Origin of the sequence: Terriglobus sp. TAA 43 (assembly GCF_000800015.1) — a bacterium.
Taxonomy (GTDB): domain Bacteria; phylum Acidobacteriota; class Terriglobia; order Terriglobales; family Acidobacteriaceae; genus Terriglobus.
In genome coordinates, this window is the sequence record NZ_JUGR01000001.1 from 212621 (window position 1) to 231884 (window position 19264).

Below are 19264 nucleotides of genomic sequence, written 5' to 3' on the forward strand. Positions count from 1 at the left end.
TCCCGGCGGACGCTTCTGTTCCTGAGTGCCGTTCTTCTGAGCACTCCAGGAGAACTGTGCTTGCACGCACAGACACAGCCCGCCGCCACCAGCGCAGCCACACAGGCTTTGTTGGATAAGGCTCGTTCGCTGGAGTCGCGCGGACGCATGGATATGGCTGCGCAGACCTGGCAACAGGTTTTGCTCGCCGATCCGAACAATACGGACGCACTCGCTGGTCTGGCGCGCGCCGCCAAAATGTCCGGTAACAATGCGCTGGCCAACACCTATCTGCAACGCCTGCGTTCCATCAATCCGAACGATCCCGGCATCGCTCGCGCGGAAAGCGTGATGCAGCAGGGTGCGCAACTCGCCGAATTGCAAAAGGCAGGCAAGCTTGCCGCCGCTGGAAATTACGCAGAAGCCGTGCGCATTTATCGCTCCGTCTTCGGAAACAACCCGCCGCAGGGCGAGTGGGCACTGGCGTACTACGAGACAGAAGCTGCCACGGAAGACGGTCGTCCGCACGCCATTGCAGCGCTGCGGTCATTGATGGATCGTTACCCGGCGGACTCGCGTTATCAGGTGGCTCTCGGTCGCATCCTTACGTACAACCCCAAGACGCGCGCGGAAGGCCGCAGACTGTTGGAGCGCCATCCCAATGATCCGCAGGCAGCCGAGGCGCTGAAGCAGTCGCTCGTGTGGGATGCGCAGAACCCAGCTTCGGCAGGTGACATCCGCAACTACCTCGCAAAGCACAAGGACGCGCAGTTGCAGGACGCGCTCCGCACCACAGAAGCGAATCAGCGCGCCGCAGCAAAAGGCCGCAAGCCCAGCGCCGGTACACCAGCCGCACCGTATGTAGAACCGGCCGAAAACGCTCAGCTCCGCCAATACAACGCAGAACAGAGTGCCGCCTACGCCGCGCTGAATGCGAAGCGGTTCACCGAAGCGGAAGAGCGGTTCAAGACATTGCTGGCCAAGAATCCCAACGATGCGCGCGCACTTGCGGGCATGGGATACGTCCGCATGAATCAGCAGAACTTCGGCGGCTCCATCTCCTTTCTGGAGCAGGCCAAGCAGGAAGGCGCGACGGACAAGGGGCTTGACGCCAACCTCACCACCGCGCGTTACTTCTACACAATTCAGGAGGGCGGCATCGCCCTCAACGAAAACGACCTGACCACCGCCGAACAGCAGTACCGACAGGCGCTTGCTATCCGTCCTGCTGGCCCGGAAGCGTTGCTTGGACTCGCGGGAACACTCGCCAAGGCGCAGCAGCCGGAACCTGCCAGCGCCGCGTATCAGGAATACATCCGTCTGAAGCCGCAGGCCATCGAAGGTTGGCGTGGTCTGTTCATGTCGCAGTATCAGGCTGGCCATGCTGCCGCTGCGCTCGACACAGAACGTCGCACGCCGCAGACCATCCGCACGCAACTCATGCGTGATCCGGACTATCTCCGTTCGCTGGCATCGGCGTATTCCGCAGTTGGCCGCGATGCGGATGCACAACGCGTTTTGCGTTCGGCGCTCGATATGCCTTTTCCTGCGGGAGCGCAGGGTCTGAAGGCAGACACACAGCTTCAGTACGCCAGCCTGCTGTTGCAGGCAAACCATCTTGATCAGGCCGCTGGCCTGTACCGGCAGGTACTTTCAGCGGACCCTACGAACGCGCTCGCATGGCAGGGATTAGTTAACACTCTGCACACCATGCATGACGATGCGGGCGCGATTCAGACATTGGAGAGCATGCCGCCTGTTGTTTACGATCAGGCGCTCCGTGACCCCGGCTTCCTCGGCACCGCCGCAGCCATCTATCAATCGCAAAACAAGTACGACATCGCGCAAAGCCTGTTGGAGCGCGCCATCGCGCAGCAGAACACTGCAGGCCAGCGCATCCCTGCGCCCCTCCAGCTGCAGTTGGCGGGCCTGTATCTTCAGCGCAACGACGCAGCACACGCCTTTCCCATCTACCAGCGCATCCTTAGCGAAAACCCGGATCGAGTAGATGCATGGAAGGGGCTGCTGACCGCGCTGCATACCGCAGGCCGTGACCGCGACGCTCTCGCGCAGGTGCAGCAGATTCCAGTGGCCACGCGCAAGACGCTCGAAGGTGACGTGGAATATCTCCAGACCATTGGCAATATCTATAACAGCCTCGGTCAGCCTTCGCAGGCCATGCTCTTCCTGAACCGCGTGCAGCAGCGTTACGCAAGCCAGCACACGGTACCACCGGCAGACATCGACATTCAGAATGCCTGGCTGCTCTTTAACGGGCAGAACGACGTTGGTCTCTATCGCCAGTTGTTGGTGCTTGGCAGCCGCCAGGATCTTTCCGATGAACAGCGCCGTACGGTACAGGTGATCTGGGCCAATTGGGCCGTTCGCAAAGCAAATCAATCCGCTGCTGCGAACAACGAGAAGCGCTCACTCGCAATCCTGAACGCCACAGCGAAAGCCTTCCCGGATAACCCCGGAGTCATCAAGGCGCTGGCAGGCGGATACCTCCGCGCCGGATTGCCCAAGCAGGCAGTTTCCATTTTCAAAGCGCAGGACATGAGCACCGGCTCCGCAGCGGATTACAAGGCCGCGGTCGGTTCCGCGCTCGCTGCGAATGATCTCAAGGACGCCGAAAACTGGCTGCGTTACGCGCTGGATCAGTATCCCCGCGATGGCCAGATCCTGAACCTTGCTGCCCGTTTCGAGCAGGCCCGTGGCGACAGCACGCGTGCGGCCGATTACTACCGCGCATCGCTCGCGGCACAGCCGCAGCCCGACCCCGGTTCGGAGCTGGCAAGCATCCTCAACCAGCCATCGCCGCAGCTGAACCCGCGCCAGCTGCCCAGCCCCACGCAGGCCGAGGGCCTTGCGCAGCTTCTGGCTCCTGGACAGGAAGATCGCAATCCGGACGGCACCCCCATGACGCAGCCTCCGGCACATCCGTATCTTCCGAATGCGTCGAACTCGTATGGCCAGGCTCCAGTGCAGATTGGTACCCAGGCACCGCTGCCGGGTTCCGGATACGCTCAGCCTTACAACGGCAACACCGCTCAGCCGACGGTGCCGTCGTACATGGCGAACCCCAATTCGACGGTGCGTCAGCAACCTTCCACGCAGCGTCTGCGTGACTACGTCCCGAATTCCGGCACTCTGCCTGCCCCAGGCTCCATCGTGTATCCCGGTGTCTCGGAAAATTACGCAATGCCGGATGTAACAGGGCATGCACAGGAAGCTCCGCTAACCGCAAGCGCACAGCCGCTCTCCTCCGAGACGGACCTACCAGGAACAGCACCAGACGCCTCGCTCGCGTACCAGCACGAACAGATTCGACGTTCGACCGAGCAGGCTCAGTCCGGGAATACCTCGGAACCGCTTTATCTTGCGGGATCGCACAGGGAAGGGGCGCAGACTGGCCAGTTCAACGGCGAAGTCTATGGTCCGTACGTCCCCTACGTTGCGCCCTCGCAGCAGAACGCGACACCGATGGTCACGTACTCGCCCAGCGACGTGCACGTTCCTACTCGCGCGGTCAGCAACACCAAGCGCGGCGGGAAGACGGTACATCCTGAGATCGCCGCTGCGGAAGCCGCCGCACAGCGCCGTCGCCAGTCTGACCCACGTGGCATGATGGGGCAGAGTACTCCGCCCGACGAGATCGCCGACGGTACGCCTCGCAGTGCGCAGTACACGCAAACCCCTGCGCCCGGACAGATGGGCCAGCCATCGTCCTTGCCTGCGACGGCACCCACGAATACGCAGCCGTACGACACGTCGTCCACCAATGACGGCAACACCTACCGTCAGGGCCTGGGCAGTACGCGTACCACCACGACTCAGCCTGGCCGTTCGTACAACAACTACGGTATCCAGAGCAGCGAGAACACCTACGGCCAGCAGTATCCGCAACCCACGCGCCCTGTGATCAAGGGCACCACCACCGCTCACCGCACCACTCGCTCGCGTTCGGCCACCTCGATTTCTGGCGTGGGTCAGGCGTCAGCTCCGATCTTCTATCCGGCAGCGCCCAGCGAGCTTTCGACGCAGCCATACCCGGATCTACCGCCATACAACAACGGCAACAATCGCATCCCCACGGATGGCGACCTGGTCGCGCGTAGCGTGCCGCCTCTCCGTGGGTATTACGATCCGAACGAGAAGGTAGCGCCACCGCTCAACGAGCGTCAGCAGACAGAACTCGACCTTGCCACACTGGAATCCAGCTACTCCGGTTGGGTGGGTGGCAGTGGTTGGGTACGCTTCCGTAGCGGCACACCGGGCGTCAACCGCCTCTTCGATTACGAAGCTCCCATCGAAGCCACCTTCGTTGCGGGCAACCGTGTGCGCTTCTCCGTTGTCCCGAAGGCAGTTTTCCTGAACAGCGGAACGCTCGATCTCGGCACCCTGGGCGCAACGACTGCGACACCGCTACTGGGTACATTGCCTGCCACGGCCATCACCTCTCCCGCGCCGCAGTATTCTTCCGGCGTTGGCGGCGAACTGCAGATGACGAGCACGAACTTTGGCCTGGCCGTTGGTTATACGCCGTACTCGTTCCTGGTAAACAACATTACCGGCCGCGCGCGTGCGCGCTTCTTCAATCACCTGACGATCTTCGGTGAGCGCGACTCGGTGAAGGATACGCAGCTTTCGTACGCCGGTCTCCGTGACCCGGGTTCCGTAACCCCCGTCTTCTCAGGCAACATCTGGGGCGGCGTGGTCTCCACCACAGTGGGTGCCCGATTCGATTTCGGTGATGAGAAGTCAGGCTTCTACATCAGCGGCGACGGTGGCACGGTCAACGGTTACAAGGTGCTTGACAACCAGAAGCTGGAAGGCACCATGGGCGCATACTTCCGCGTCTGGCAGGTGCCACAGTATGGTTCGCTCAACGTGGGTGGCAGCTTCTTCGGCATGCACTACGCTCACAACGAAATCCCACTGACGTACGGAAACGGCGGCTACTTCAGCCCCGAGGTCTACTTCCTGGGTTCGGTTCCCGTCACGTGGAACGGTCATTACCGTGAAAAATGGCATTACACGGTTGCCGGTGCCATCGGCGTGCAGACCTTCGTTCAGGACACGGCGAAGTACTATCCCATGTCCGACTCCGCCAGCGTGGCGCTGTTTAACGGCTCACTCTCTGGCTGCTCTCTGACTGAGATTGCTCAGAAGACCTGCGCCACGGCCTACAACGCACGGAGCACCTCCACAGGAGCCAACTTCAACATCGGTGGTCAGTTCAGCTATCAAGTGGCCGAACACTGGTACGTGGGTGGAGCGCTGGCTGCGAACAACACTAACAACTACACGATGGTGCAGCCCACCTTCTTCGCGCGTTACCTTTTCAAGGCACAGTACCCCACGGACGACTATCCGACGGGCCTGTTCCCAATGGAAGGACTCCGTCCGCTACGCGTTCCATAACCGCTTGATGCATTCGTTGAATAAAAAGCACAGCTTCGGCTGTGCTTTTTTGCTGCATCGCATCAGGGAAGGCGGCAGACCTTCGCATCTGTGTTGCGATACGGGCAGAGAAACGTCGTTTCAGCATCTGCTGGCAACAAGATCCACGACGCTCCAAACGAGCGTAATCGCTGGATACGCTGTAAGTCGGACACGCCAGCCAGCCCCTCCTGTGCCTGGCTTCCTACCCACCACGTGTCCGCCAGCTCCGGCACAACGGAGGCAATGCCGCCATCCTTTGCCGCATCGGGAATCGTGCTTCGTTGCGCAATGGCCCGCACCATCTGGGCATCCTCGCCGCGCATCGTCGTGTAGTGCGCGTCCACTGCAATCAGCGCATCCGCTGATGTGTTTTGCCGAAGCCAAAGCGCAGCTTCCTTATATCCATTGCCACTTGTACCCCGGGGATTTTCCCAATGGGCAGAGTGCGGATAGATTTCCCGTTGCATAAACAACATTCCACCGATAGCGCCAAGCGCGAATAGATACATTCCATAGCGCCTCAGCATTCCTGCTGCAGGAGCTGCCAGCCATCCGCCCAGCATTAATACAAAAACAATCGAGACAGGATGCAACAACCGCAACGGTTGCAAGCGCGCCAGCAGAAAAGCTGTATCACCCGTATGGATGAGCAGCAACGCGCCAGCAGTCACAGTCATCAACGAAGCTGCCATCGCTGCAGCAAGCGCCTGAGCCGTAGAAGACATCATCTTGCTTTTGCCTGTAGCGATGACCAGAAGCATCAGCATGGGCGCGATCAGACCAATCCACTCGTACCACTGCCACTGAGAAGGGAACCAGTAACCCCGCGACAGCGAAGCGGCACGCACAGCAGCGGAATCAACAGGTGCCACCATCTGGATCGCCGCCATAAAGCTAACGACAGCCAGCGCAAGCAACACAAAGTCACGTGTCCGCTTCGCCGATCTCTGCCAAATCAGCAGAAAAACAGCAGGCAACAGGGCCCACAGCGTCATCAGCGGATGAACGGCAAACGAAACGACCGCGCATACAGCGGCGGCGCCATATCGTTTGCGCAGAATGGCGGTAAGCCCCAGCAGGATCAGCGGTGTGGAGAACGAACGAGACGTCAGATACGGGTCCGCAAGGTAGAGCGATGTCCCGCCCACAGGCATGCCCATAGCCAGGGCAAACAGCAGCGTTGAGCAGACTTGCTGCCGTCGCTCACGAAACAGTACGCAGGCGATTCCATGCGCTGCCGCCACGGTAGCTGCAATCGACAGTAGAAACAGCCCCGTCACCAAGACTTCCTGCGGCATGTGGCTCTGCTGAACCATTTCCGCCACAACCGGAATGAACAGGCTCTTGCCGGTATGCGCCACCGCAAAGGCTCGAAACGCAGGAAATAACGACGGATTTAGCTGCAGCGCCAACGCCGACGCATAAATACCGCCATCCTCCGCATATGGGTGGTATCCCAACAGTGCCGCGGCCACCAGTGATAACGCCGCCAGGAACAGCAGCGTCGTCCGCGTGTTGCCTTCTGTTGCATTCATCGAGCGCAAATGCGCTTCTGTAAGAATCGAAACCGTTGCCATGTATCGGGTGCGAGTACTTAAGACTAACGTGCAGAGTTAACCGTACGCAGCGGCTTCTTCTGCCAATCTTCGTATAATCGGTGAGGCATGTCCCAATTTCATTCCCGCCCGTATCCCCGCAGAGCAGGAGCTATTGTTTGAGCGAAAAGCCGTCCAGCAACGCAAGCCGCTACTGGAAACTCATTCCTGGGCTTCTCATCTCTGCCTTTTTCCTGTGGCGGACACTTCGCGGATTCCACCTGGATGAACTGCGCGATGTGCACTTCGGCCATCCCGTATGGATTCTGGGTGTACTGGGCTTCATCTCAGTCGACTACGGCCTCCGCAGCTACCGCTGGTGGCTCATGTTGCGCCGGTATAACGCGCGCCTCACCGCATGCTTCCGCGTTCTGTTAACCAGTCTGGCCGCAAACAATATCCTGCCGTTCCGCATTGGCGATTTCCTGCGTATCTTTGCTTACGCCCCGGATGTAAACGCATCCTCGTCCGCTGTACTCAGCACCGTCGTACTGGAACGGCTGCTGGATACGGTGATGCTTCTTGGCTTCTTTGCCGTGGCTGCCCCTGGCTTGGAAAGCAGTTTCAGTGCATTCTCATTCCATGGCTATGGCGTCGCTCAGACGGTTCGCCTGGTGCTCGTCATTCTGGTGTTCTGCCTGTGCCTGCTTCTCTTCGGCACGCACCTTCTGCACATCCTTGTGCAGAAACTTGTCGCGCGTTACGGCAATCACCCACGCACGCGCAAGTTCGGAGAGTGGGCTGAGCAGTTGTTTGATGCTATCGTGCACATCCCTTTCTCGGTGCGTTTTCTGCTCGTGCTGCTCACAGCCGTCGTCTGGCTCTGTGAAGGCATGGTCTTTTATTCCACCGCACAGCTCCTAGGCCTCAACACCTTCCGTGGCTCCATGCTGGCGTCCATTCTCAGCAATCTGAGTTTTATGCTGCCCAGTGCTCCGGGTGGCATCGGCCCCTTTGAAGCATTCGGCAAGCTCGCCATGGAGTCTCAGGGAGTGCCCACTTCGTTGGCCATCCTGTACGCACTCTTTGTGCACTTCGTCATCTTTATGATCGTCAACATCGTCGGCGGCATCGGCTTCCTGATCAACCGCAAAGAGCATGGCGGTAAAACGCTCTCGGATGAAATTCATTCACTCCCGCCAGAAGCCGATCTCCTGTAAGCGAAGAACCACTGCGTACAAACGCAGCCCATGTAGAAAGAACGAACTATGTATCGCAAGCTCAAACAGGCACTGCTGGAAACCACAGCAAACGTGCTGCAAACAAAGTACGAAGTAACCGGCGCAAACATCGCCACGGAACTACCGCCGAATATCGCGTTGGGTGAAATCGCCACGCCTGTGGCTTTTGAACTCGCAAAGCGCCTGCGCAAAGCGCCGAAGATGATAGCCGCAGAACTTGCCGCTGAACTCAATGGCATCGACGGCGTAGCTACGGTTGAAGTCGCCGGTGCTGGCTACCTCAACGTAAAGCTTGATCGCGCCGCGATCACGAAACGCATCGCAAAAGGTGAACACTCCGACATTGGTGGTGAAGGTCTTCGCCTCGTCGAACACACCAGCATCAATCCCAACAAGGCTGCGCATGTAGGCCATCTGCGCAACGCCATTCTTGGCGACAGCTTCGCGCGTCTTCTGCGCAAGGACGCGTACAAGTCCGGCTATCCCACCGTGGTGCAGAACTACATCGACAACACCGGCGTGCAGGTTGCAGATGTCGTCGTGGGCCTGCTGCATCTGGAAGGGAAGTCGCCTGCAGACGTGGATGCACTCATCGGCGATCTGATCGCGCGCGGCGAACGTGTCGACTACTACCTGTGGGATCTCTACGCCCGCGTCTCGCAGTGGTATGACAGCGATGCCGATCAGAAAGAAGCACGCAAGAAACTACGCCTGGACACGCTGCACCACATCGAAGAGGGCGACAACGAAATCGCAAAGGTAGCCGACCTTGTCGCCACCGCGGTTCTGGAACGCCATCTCGAAACCATGGAGCGCCTCTCCATCGAGTACGACTTCCTTCCGCGCGAAAGCGAAATCCTGCACCTGCATTTCTGGGAAGCCGCACGCCAGTTGATGGTGGAGCGCGGCGTTCTTTATCTGGAAACAGAAGGTAAGAACAAGGGCTGCTGGGTTATGCGCCGCCCCGGCGCTGAAGTGGTTGAAGGCCCCGATGAAGATGCAAAGGTCATCATCCGTTCTAACGGCACCGTGACCTACGTAGGCAAAGACATTGCGTATCACCTATGGAAGTTCGGCTTGCTCCCCGGCCGCGATTTCGGCTACAAGATCTTCCGCGAATACGAGTCGCATCCCTGCTGGATCAGCACCATGCACGGCGAAACTCCGCATCCGCACTACGGTCAGGCCGCTGCCATCTACAACGTGATTGACTCACGTCAGAACGATCCGCAGGCGAACGTGGTGGAGAGCCTTCGCGCTCTCGGTTACACCGAAGCCGCCGCGAACTACACCCACATCAACTACGCGATGGTCGCGCTCACACCGCGTTGCGCAATCGATCTCGGATACACACTGAGCGATGCCGACAAAGAGAAGCAGCATCTCGAAGTCAGCGGTCGCAAGGGTTTCGGTGTAAAGGCAGACGATCTTCTCGATCGCCTGATTGCAGCAGCCAAGTCTGAAGTCGACGCACGTCATCCTGAAGATCCCGAATCGCAGCGTCAGCGTTCGGCGGAACAGATCGCAGTTGGTGCTCTGCGTTACTTCATGCTGAAGTACACACGCAACACCATCATCGCGTTTGATTTCCGCGATGCGCTTTCCTTCGAAGGTGAAACCGGCCCATATGCGCAGTACTCTGCAGTGCGCGCCGCAAACATCCTGAAGAAGGCAGGCGTTACGGAACAGCACGCGATCAACGACATTGCCGACGTCGATCTGGCTCCCTACTTCGAAGATGAGGCAGGCGACAGTCTGTGGGCCATGTGGCTCATCCTGTCGCGTGTGACAACGATTGTGGAGCAGTCCATCGCTGCAGCAGAACCCGCAATCGTTGCGCGTTTTGCCTTCCAACTCGCGCAGGAGTTCAACAACTTCTACCACCGCAATCACGTGTTGAACGAAACTGATGCCGCAAGAAAGAAGCTGTTGCTGGCAACCGCCGCAGTAGCTTCGCGAGAACTAGCACGCGTTCTCGGATGGCTCGGTATCGAAGTGCCGTTGTCAATGTAAAGGAATGAGGTCAACGCAATCCTCGCGTTGACCTCATCACCTGTCTACAAGCGCATCTTCTAAGATTCCCACCAGCTCCAGCGGATGAATTGGCTTGGAGATCGTCCGCGTCACACCAAGTCGTTCCATCTCCGTTGCATCTTCTGGCAAGACTCCATTCACAAACAAAATGGCAGGCGTCATCACGCCGCGTTCGCGCAGTTGATATAGCAACGCCAACCCATCCACGTTTGGCATCTTCTTGTCGGTAAGAATCACATCGACATGATTTGCTGCCACGATCTCCAGTGCCTCTGCACCATCCTCCGCGGTGAGAACCTGTGCCCCCATCCGCCTTAATAGCACAGAGAAGGTCAGTCGCAACACAGGTTCGTCGTCGACAACAAGGACGGTGCTCTCAGCCAACGTCATTGCGCCAACGCCCGCACCCATTCCACAATCGAGCGCACTGCAACGCCGCTCGGCCCCTTGGCGATGTACGAACGCGCATCGTCAATCCAGGCCTGTCCTGCAATGTCCAGATGAACCCAGGGCGTGTCGCCCACAAACTCCTTCAGGAACATCGCAGCGGTACTCGCACCACCCCACCGGTCCATACCCGTATTGCGGATGTCAGCAATGTCGCTCTTGATCAGGTCGCGATAGTCATCCGTGCAGGGAAGCTGCCAGAAGGTTTCGTTCGTCTGATTCGCAGCCTCGCGGAACATCGCAACCGTCGCATCATCGTTTGAGAACAAACCGCTGTTCAACTTGCCCAGTGCAACAACGCACGCGCCCGTCAGCGTTGCCGCATTGATGAGATGAGTCGCACCCAGCGTCTTCGCATAGTGCAGTCCATCCGCCAGCACCAGCCGCCCTTCAGCATCTGTGTTCATCACTTCAATGGTCTTGCCGCTCATTGCGGTCAATACATCGCCCGGCTTATAAGCAGAGCCACTCGGCATGTTCTCCGCAGAACACACAATACTGATCACTTCGACCGAGGGCTTCAACGCAGCAATCGCCTGCATTGCACCAATCATGGCGGCGGCACCGGCCATGTCGTACTTCATCTTGTCCATGCCATCCGCAGGCTTGATGGAGATGCCGCCGGTGTCGAACGTAATGCCCTTACCCACAAGGCCCACCACGTTGCTATTCGTGGCTTTCGCAGGCTTATAGCGCATCACGATGAGCGCAGGCGGCTCCACAGAACCTTGTGCCACGCCAAGGAACGCACCCATGCCTAGTTCTTTCAGCTTCTCCGTGCTGTGGACTTCGCAGGACAGCCCATTGGTCTCGCACATCGCAGCAGCGCGCTTACCAAGCTCTGTAGGAGTCAGCACGTTACCGGGCTCGTTCACCAGCGTTCGCGCAAAGTTCTGCGCAGCCGCAAAAACTTCACCTTCGCGGAATCCATTCTCGAGTTCCACCTGCGTCGATGAGTCGCCAAGCACAACAACGTTCTGCATGCTGCGATCTTCGCGCTGGCTGCGATACGTATCCGCATCGTAGTCAGCAAGAAGAACGCCTTCCGTCAACGCACGGGACACAGCGGCCGCATCCAGGTTGTCATCCAGCTTGGGAAACACAACCGCAGCATCGCGAATGTTCTTCGCTTTCGCGGTACGGATCGCAGCGCCTGCAGCCTTGCGCAATTCCGCGGTCGAAAACTTTGCAACCTTACCTGCACCAACAATCAACAACCGCTCCGCCTTCAGGCCCGCAGGCGCGTGCAACAGCAGAGTCCCTCCCGTCTCCGCTTTGAACTCACCAGAGTTCAGGAAAACAGCGGCGGCAGCAAGAATCGGCTGTTCTGTTGTCAGCAAAGAAATGGAAGGAGCATCGGGTGCGCTGCCGGTATCAACGGCAAACACGGTCAGCAGGGGAGTAACAAATTCGGCGGCGTTTGAGAACTGAAGCGAGGCATTCATGCCCCAACAGTGTAGCTCTGCCAACGGAAGAAAATCGCAGCGCGACTATCGACGTTGGCTACGCGCAACTGCAGCTCGTGCTTCGCGATCCGCCTCGCGGTTGCGTTCCGTTTCGCGCTTATCCCAGTCCTGCTTACCGCGGGCGAGCGCCAATTCGCACTTTACGCGGCCATTCTTGAAGTAGAAACGCGTAGGGATCAGCGTGAATCCCTTTTCCTTGGTACGTGCCGTCAACTTGCGCAACTCTTCTTTGTGCAGCAGCAATTTGCGGGTGCGCGTCTCTTCGTGGTTCATCACATTGCCGTGCGAAAACGCGCCAATGTGCGCATTCAGCAAAAATGCCTCGCCATTGTTGATCAGCCCATAGGCGTCTTTGAGCTGCGCCTTACCTTCGCGGATGCTTTTCACTTCGGTACCGCGCAGGGCAATGCCGCATTCAAAGCGGTCTGTCAAAAAGTAGTTATGGCTGGCAGAACGATTTACGGCAGCATCCCGCTGGCCCACCGCGACAGGGTCGCGTTGCGCTGGTTTTTTCGAGGGGTTTTGCTGAAATACGGCGGGAGAATGCGGCATGGCTCTATCTGATGCGTGGACCTCCCATGTGGAAGCATCCAGCGCTCTTCTCACGATGTTACACTTCTCACACAAAACAGGCAGATTTGATGTCCCCGTCGTTGGCTTTCTGTGAGCGGTTCCCGCTTACATTCGTCCAACAGAGAGGCAGGAATCCCCTGAGAGGCGGAAGCGGAAGTTGACGATTCAGAAACCGGGCAGAGGCGCATGTACGACGTTGGGCCGTAGCCTATTCCACGCGGGCGCTGCCGCCGCATTCCTTATTGGTACCGCTGCCGTCACTGTGCCGCCGGCACACGCTCAGTCAGCTTCGTCATGGTCCAAGCGCGGCGTAGATGCCGAGTCCCGTGAGGACTGGGACGCTGCGTTTGAGGCATACCGCCAGGCGCATCTGCTCAAGCCAAACGACCTTCGCTATAAGACGCACTTTGAGCGCGCACGCTTTTCCGCTGCCGCCGCCCACGTCGACCGTGGTCGCGTCCTTCGTCAGAGTGGCGACATCCACGGTGCGCTGACCGAGTTTGAGCGTGCCCTCTCCATTGACGGCGGCAACCAGTCCGCGCAGCAGGAGATCACGGTCACCGAGCGGATACTCGCCAACACACCGACCAGCAATCTGGACCTGCCCGCTCCCACGGGGCCCGCGCCGGAACTCGCCACCCTGGGCGAGCCGCTAAAGCTGAAGCCTGTTTCATCGGACCCCTTGACGCTGAGCATGGTGGAAGACACCAAGGTGCTCTATCAGGCCATCGGTAAAGCCGCCGGCCTCAACGTTATCTTCGATCCCGATTACACTTCGCGCCGCATCCAGCTCGATTTGAAGAGCGTTTCTCTGGCAGACGGTCTGCGCATTCTCGGCACGCAGTCCGGCACATTTTACAAGCCGGTCACGTCGAACACGATCTTCGTTGCGCAGAACACGCAGCAGAAGCGCCAGGATCTACAGACGCGCGCCGTACAAACCTTCTATCTCTCCAACGCCGCCACGCAGGCTGACCAGAACGAACTGCTGACCGCGTTGCGCAATGTGCTGGAGCAGGACGTCAAAATCTTCCTCGTTCCCAGCCAGAACGCCATCGTGGAACGCGGCACGCCTGACCAGCTCATGCTCACGCAGGAGCTGCTGAACAACCTCGATCGTCCGCATAGCGAAGTCGTGGTGGACGTGGCTGTACTTGAAGTCAATCGCGATCATTCGCGTAATCTCGGCCTCACGCTGCCGCAGAGCGTTACCATCACGCCGCAGGTTGCGAACAGCACCAACTCGTCATCTTCAAGCTCCACCAGCGGCACCACGACAACCACGACCTCACCCACGCTGAACACCTTCGCGAACCTGACTGCCAGCAACTTTGCCGTCAGCGTAGGCAATGCAACGGTGGCAGCGCTGCTTTCTGACAGCGACACACGCATCCTGCAGAACCCGCGCATCCGCGCAACGGACGGGCAGCGCGCTCAGTTGAAAATAGGTCAGAAGATTCCGGTGGCTACCGGTTCGTACTCCTCCGGTGCATCTACGGCCATCGTGTCCTCACTGGTGAACACGCAGTTCACCTACATGGATATCGGTGTGAACATCGACCTCACGCCGACCGTTCACCAGGATCGCGAAATTTCACTCAAGATGAAGCTGGAAATCTCCACCCACGCCAGCGACGTCACCATCTCCGGCGTCACGGAGCCAGTCATCGGCCAGCGTACGGTCGATCAGGTCATCCAGCTCAAAGAGGGCGAACCCAGCATCCTCGCCGGTATCCTCACGCGGCAGGAAACAGACTCGCTCTCTGGCACACCCGGTCTGTCTGAAATTCCGATCCTCAAGAACATATTCAGCACGCACAATCGCGACCGTTCGCAGGACGAAGTTGTCTTCCTGCTGATCCCGCACATCGTGCGCGAACCGCTGATCACGCGGCTGAACACGCGCGCTATCGACACGGGCTCTGGGCAGTCGATTGAACTCCGTCGCGAAGTTGTTGCTGAGGCGCTTGCAGGTGATAACTCTGCCAGCATGACCACCGGCGCCTTCCAGCAGCAGCGTGCGCAGAACCTGCCGCCCTCGGCTCCCATCACGGCAGCGCAGGCCGCATCCGCCATGATTGGCCAGATCGGCAATGAGAACACGCCCGCCGCACAGGCCGCTGCGGCTGCGCTGAAGCAGAATTCACAGCCCGTCGGACAACCCGCAGCCCAGCCCGCGGCTGGTGCACAACCGGTAAGTTTCGCCGTCGCTCCGGGCCAGGCAAATCAGGCTGTCGGCAGCACCTTCCAGATGGCGGTGATCGCCTCCGGCGCGAAGGATCTGTACTCCGTGCCGCTGCAGGTGCAGTTCAACCCCGCCGTCCTGTCGCTGGTCAACGTCGATTCGGGCGAGTTCCTCTCCCGTGATGGCCAGTCCGTCGCAGTGGTGCATCGCGATGAAGGCAACGGCACCACCACCATCTCCATCTCGCGTCCGCCTGCTGTGCGCGGCGTAGATGGCCAGGGATCGGTGTGCGTGCTCACCTTCAAGGCGAACGCCGCGGGCGACTCCACCGTCTCGCTCAGCAAGGTCGGCGCGAAGAACAGTAGCCAGGTCAACCTGCCCGCGGTCGGTTCGCAGGCCACGGTCCACGTGAAGTAACAGGGAGAATCGCCATGCGCATGCGAACGGCGAAATCCGAGCTGGACTCTGGTCAGGGCGGTTTCACCCTTGTCGAACTCATCGTGGTAGTCGGCATTCTCGCGATCCTTGCGAGTGCCGCCATCCCGGTTACGCGTTGGCAGGTGAAGCGGACCAAGGAAAGGGAACTGCGCACGGCACTTTGGCAGATGCGCTCGGCCATCGATCGGTACAAGGACGCCGCAGACCGCGGCGCCTTCCAGACCAAGCTCGATAGCTTCAACTACCCGCCGGACATGGAAACACTGGTCGACGGCGTGGACGTCCAAACCAAGAAGGTGAAGTTTCTCCGGAGCATTCCGAAGGACCCCATGACCGGCGACACCGACTGGCAGCTTCGCTCCATGCAGGACGAACCGGACACCACCGGCTGGGGCGGCCAGAACGTCTTCGACGTACATTCCAAGAGCCAGGGCACTGCTCTGGATGGGACAAAATATTCAGAATGGTAGCCATGATGCAAAGAAGGAAGAACGACGAAGGCTTCACCCTCCTGGAGCTTCTCTTCGTCATGGTCATCATCGGCGTACTCGCTGCGATGGCAGTACCGGCGTACACGCGGCACCTTCGTGCTGCGAAAGAAGCAGTCCTCAAACAGGATCTGCACGTCATGCGTGAAGCCATCGACAGCTACACCGTCGACAAGCAGAAAGCCCCGCAGACACTGGATGATCTCGTCACCGCTGGTTATCTGAAAGCTCTGCCCATGGATCCCATCACCAACCGCAAGGATTCCTGGATGGGCGACCGCACCGACAGCTACAACTCTGTCGATGAGACCCAGACTGGCATCAATGACGTCCATAGCGGAGCCCAGGCCGCCTCACTCGACGGCTCACTTTATTCCACCTGGTAAAAGTAAAATCCTCACTCCAGAGAGAATGCGATGAGTGATTTATCGGCCGTTGATGTTGCAATCCGACAAGCTGAACTGATCCTGAAGCTCTATGACCTGCGACGCGAAGCCACTATGCGCGAAGCTCGTTCCTACATCGGCGGCGAGTTCCTTCCAGCCTCGGCGGAAGAACTCGTAGCCATCGTCAGCAGCGGCACAAAGCAAGGCGCTTTCGTACTCCAGGTATACGGCTACTGGGACATGGTCGCTTCGTTCGTCGACAGTGGCGCGCTCACTCCCCAACTCGTTTACAACACCTGCCAGGAAATGTACTTCCAGTACGCGAAAATTCAGCCGTTCCTCGCTGGCTTCCGGCAACAGATGAATCTGCCAGAGTGGATGAGCGGAATCGAACGGCAGGTGGAAGGCACCGAGGCAGGCCGAGCCCGACTTGCCACCATGAGAAAGAATCTCGAAGCCATCGCCGCCACGCGTGTGGACTCGTTGAATCCGTCGAGGGCATAGCCGCATGCCCTCGCAGTCCCAAACCCTGCGCCTCTACACCGCACTTTTACTCCATCGTGAAGACTGGGCAGGACAACTCCTCCTCCACATCGGCCTCAACGAATCCGGCAGGGAACTCGCCCTGGCATCCCTCGCCGCAGGCGCCGCCGCGCTCTTTCTGGAAGAAGACACCCGACAACTGCGCGAGGCCAACCGCGAAGGCTGCCTCACCTTCAGCGTCACCACGCTGGACGAAGCCCTGCGCGCCCTCAAAAACGAAATCCGCCAGAAGCGAGCCATCACCATCGGCCTGGCAGGTAGTTCGGCGCAATGGCTGGCAGAAATGGTCGAACGAGGCGTCCTTCCGACTGCAATCACAGCCTCACGCCCACTCACTGGGGCCGAGGAAACCTCCCTGCAAACACTTCAGCAATGGGGAACACACCCACTTCACGCAAGCAGTCTGATCGCAATCAACAAGGCAAGCCACAACATCGAAGCCCCGTTAGCAACCTTGCAAGCCCGCATCGCAGAAGACACAGCCGCCACGCTGCAAGAGCGCCGCAGCAAAGACGATACCCTCCGCGCACAGCTATCAAAGGCTCTGCCGCAATCACTCCAGGAACGCTGGTTCGAAACCGCTCCAACGCTCTTCCCGCGCTCCCTGAACCGGGCTTATTGGACAGAGCTTTAAGCCGGAATCACCGACTCCAACCGCTCCCACAGGGCACGCAGCCCCTTATCGCTTTTCCCGCGCTCCACGGAAACCGCAATCACTTCATCAATCCCATGCTCCCGCTTCAGCGCGGCAATGGACTTTGAAAGAGTGTTATTGCTCAGCCGATCGCTCTTGGTTCCAATCACCACAAATGGGCGCTGTTCATGCCGCAGAAAATCCATCAGCTGAGTATCACTGGGCTGCGGAGGAATATTCGTGTCCACCAGGCAGCAGCACAGCGCCAGTTGTTCACGCTCCGTCAGGTACGGATCAATGAAACCGGACCACTCTGCCGAGATCGACTTTGAAATTTTCGCGTACCCATATCCCGGCAGATCAGCAAATACCAGCGCGGGCAGCGGCTTCTGTTGCCCACCGGACGTTACCGGATACAACCCAAAGAAATTGATCGATCGTGTCCGCCCTGGCGTGGACGAGACCTTCGCCATCCCTGCGCCCAGCAAAGCATTGATCAGGCTTGACTTGCCCACGTTCGAGCGGCCCAGAAACGCGACCTCGGGTGCGCCGCCTGTGCGTGCCTGATTGGGGAAATGTTCCGGCGCAAACGCCGACAACAGGAACTGTGCATTCAGCTTCATCGTTCCTGAGTGTAAAGCCATAGCCCCTTCGCTCAGCGCGATTGTCCAGCACCAGCTCCTGTTTCGGAACTCAAAATGGGATGTCGTCGCAAATGGTAACCTCGCTGCGCCATTGAGCGTCAGAAAGGGTTTACACTACAGTAACTGGTGACGACAGTAACTTACATGGATTCGGAAATACAGAAAGAACAATCTGGAAGCTCTGCTGATCCCATGCGGAACGGTGTACGTTTTCCCCTCAGGTTGAAGGTGCACGTGGAAACCGAGCAGGGTGCGTTTGACGCAGAAACAGAAGACGTTTCAGCCAGCGGCGTGCTCTTCCGCACGCAGGCGGAGGCGCCCCCCGTCAATGCCGAACTGTCATGGACGATGGTCCTGCCACGTGAAATCATGGGCGGACCTGCCGATACCGAGGTCCACTGTGTGGGCCGTGTTATCTGGAGAAATTCGGGGCAGGGTGGTCAACAGATTGGCGCAGTCATCGACAATTACCGCATCGCCGGGGGGAGTAAGTGAAGGATCGTTCCCTGCAGGATGGCTTTGAAGAAGATCACATTCCCAATGAAGGAATCCGTGTCATCCTCGCCGATTCACAGGCGATTTACCGCGTCGGCATTCGTAAAGTCTTCGCACTTGAGGACGATATCCGGGTCGTAGCGCAGGCGGAGACATTGTCCAACCTCTACTCCGCCCTCCAGCGATTTCCAGCCGATGTCGTCATCCTGGAAGGTAACCTCATTGCTGGCGTAGTCGACGCCATTCCAGAACTCATTCGTCGTGCCCCGCAGGCAAAAATCATCGTTCAGGTAACCGAGTCGAACGAGTCCACAACGGTGGAACTCTATCGTCGCGGTGTTCGCGGAGTGGTTCCACGCGCCATCTCGCCTGACCTGCTGGTCAAATGCGTCCGCAAAATCTCCGCGGGTGAAACATGGATCGACAATCAGTCTGTCTCCTGGGTCATTGAAGCCTACCGTGCCCAGGCGACGGCGATCATGAGCCCGCGGAGCAAACCGCATCTTTCGCCGAAGGAAGTGCAGATCATCTCCTGCATCACCCGCGGTATGCGCAACAAGGAAATCGCGTATCACGTCGGCACCACGGAGCAGGTCATCAAGAATTACCTGCGCAAAATCTACGACAAACTCGGTGTCAGCGATCGCCTGGAACTTGCGCTCTACTGCATGCACCATCAGTTGTTGAAGGATTATCCGCAGGATCAGCAACTTCCCTAGCTTTGGAAAGAA

General features: G+C 58.7%; 15 protein-coding genes. 10 read left to right on the top strand and 5 right to left on the bottom strand.

Features of this window, described 5'->3' with window-relative positions:
• Positions 1-60: 60 nt before the first annotated feature.
• A complete protein-coding gene (locus tag M504_RS00895) occupies positions 61-5403 on the top strand; it encodes a cellulose biosynthesis protein BcsC (RefSeq protein ID WP_198137496.1) in 5343 nt (1780 codons plus the stop codon).
• 62 nt (positions 5404-5465) lie between these two features.
• On the opposite strand, the gene M504_RS00900 is transcribed toward M504_RS00895, so the two are convergent.
• Positions 5466-7001 carry a hypothetical protein gene (locus tag M504_RS00900; RefSeq protein ID WP_047486886.1) on the bottom strand — a complete coding sequence of 512 codons (1536 nt, stop codon included), beginning with the start codon at positions 6999-7001 and terminating at the stop codon, positions 5466-5468.
• A gap of 137 nt (positions 7002-7138) precedes the next feature.
• On the opposite strand from M504_RS00900, the gene M504_RS00905 reads away from it, so the two are divergent.
• Together M504_RS00905 and M504_RS00910 are read left to right on the top strand one after the other, a co-directional pair.
• Complete coding sequence (locus M504_RS00905) at positions 7139-8179, top strand: lysylphosphatidylglycerol synthase transmembrane domain-containing protein (protein WP_047486889.1); 1041 nt, start codon at positions 7139-7141, stop codon at positions 8177-8179.
• 48 nt (positions 8180-8227) lie between these two features.
• The gene (locus tag M504_RS00910) at positions 8228-10213 is read left to right on the top strand and encodes an arginine--tRNA ligase (protein WP_047486891.1); all 1986 of its coding nucleotides are present in this window, start codon (positions 8228-8230) and stop codon (positions 10211-10213) included.
• 36 nt (positions 10214-10249) lie between these two features.
• On the opposite strand, the gene M504_RS00915 is transcribed toward M504_RS00910, so the two are convergent.
• Genes M504_RS00915 through smpB form a run of 3 tightly spaced genes read right to left on the bottom strand, consistent with a single transcriptional unit; the run spans position 10250 to position 12699 of the window.
• Complete coding sequence (locus tag M504_RS00915; RefSeq protein WP_198137497.1) at positions 10250-10624, bottom strand: response regulator; 375 nt, start codon at positions 10622-10624, stop codon at positions 10250-10252.
• Positions 10621-12126, bottom strand: a complete 1506-nt coding sequence (locus tag M504_RS00920) for a leucyl aminopeptidase (protein WP_047486894.1) — start codon at positions 12124-12126, stop codon at positions 10621-10623. Before M504_RS00920 ends, M504_RS00915 begins: the two co-directional genes overlap by 4 nt.
• A gap of 45 nt (positions 12127-12171) precedes the next feature.
• Positions 12172-12699 (bottom strand): SsrA-binding protein SmpB, encoded by a 528-nt coding sequence (gene smpB / locus M504_RS00925; protein ID WP_047486897.1) that lies wholly within the window; start codon positions 12697-12699, stop codon positions 12172-12174.
• Positions 12700-12877: 178 nt separating this feature from the next.
• Between smpB and M504_RS00930 the strand changes: the two genes are divergently transcribed.
• The 5 genes from M504_RS00930 to M504_RS00950 are packed head-to-tail and all read left to right on the top strand — an operon-like array spanning position 12878 to position 17394.
• Entirely contained in the window at positions 12878-15322 is a 2445-nt protein-coding gene (locus M504_RS00930) for a cohesin domain-containing protein (protein ID WP_232296110.1), read from the top strand.
• Positions 15323-15336: 14 nt separating this feature from the next.
• A complete protein-coding gene (locus M504_RS00935) occupies positions 15337-15813 on the top strand; it encodes a type II secretion system protein (protein WP_369792883.1) in 477 nt (158 codons plus the stop codon).
• A gap of 2 nt (positions 15814-15815) precedes the next feature.
• Positions 15816-16217, top strand: coding sequence for a type II secretion system protein (locus tag M504_RS00940; protein ID WP_084213994.1), 402 nt, complete (start codon positions 15816-15818; stop codon positions 16215-16217).
• A 30-nt stretch (positions 16218-16247) separates the two neighbouring features.
• Complete coding sequence (locus M504_RS00945) at positions 16248-16721, top strand: hypothetical protein (RefSeq protein ID WP_047486903.1); 474 nt, start codon at positions 16248-16250, stop codon at positions 16719-16721.
• A 4-nt stretch (positions 16722-16725) separates the two neighbouring features.
• Complete coding sequence (locus M504_RS00950) at positions 16726-17394, top strand: hypothetical protein (protein WP_047486908.1); 669 nt, start codon at positions 16726-16728, stop codon at positions 17392-17394.
• On the opposite strand, the gene yihA is transcribed toward M504_RS00950, so the two are convergent.
• Positions 17391-18017, bottom strand: a complete 627-nt coding sequence (gene yihA, locus M504_RS00955) for a ribosome biogenesis GTP-binding protein YihA/YsxC (RefSeq protein WP_047486910.1) — start codon at positions 18015-18017, stop codon at positions 17391-17393. The genes M504_RS00950 and yihA overlap by 4 nt on opposite strands.
• Positions 18018-18230: 213 nt before the next feature.
• On the opposite strand from yihA, the gene M504_RS00960 reads away from it, so the two are divergent.
• Both M504_RS00960 and M504_RS00965 read left to right on the top strand, forming a co-directional pair.
• Entirely contained in the window at positions 18231-18533 is a 303-nt protein-coding gene (locus tag M504_RS00960; protein ID WP_052200164.1) for a PilZ domain-containing protein, read from the top strand.
• Positions 18530-19252 (top strand): response regulator transcription factor, encoded by a 723-nt coding sequence (locus tag M504_RS00965; protein WP_047486912.1) that lies wholly within the window; start codon positions 18530-18532, stop codon positions 19250-19252. The genes M504_RS00960 and M504_RS00965 overlap by 4 nt, the downstream gene beginning before the upstream one ends.
• Positions 19253-19264 lie beyond the last annotated feature (12 nt).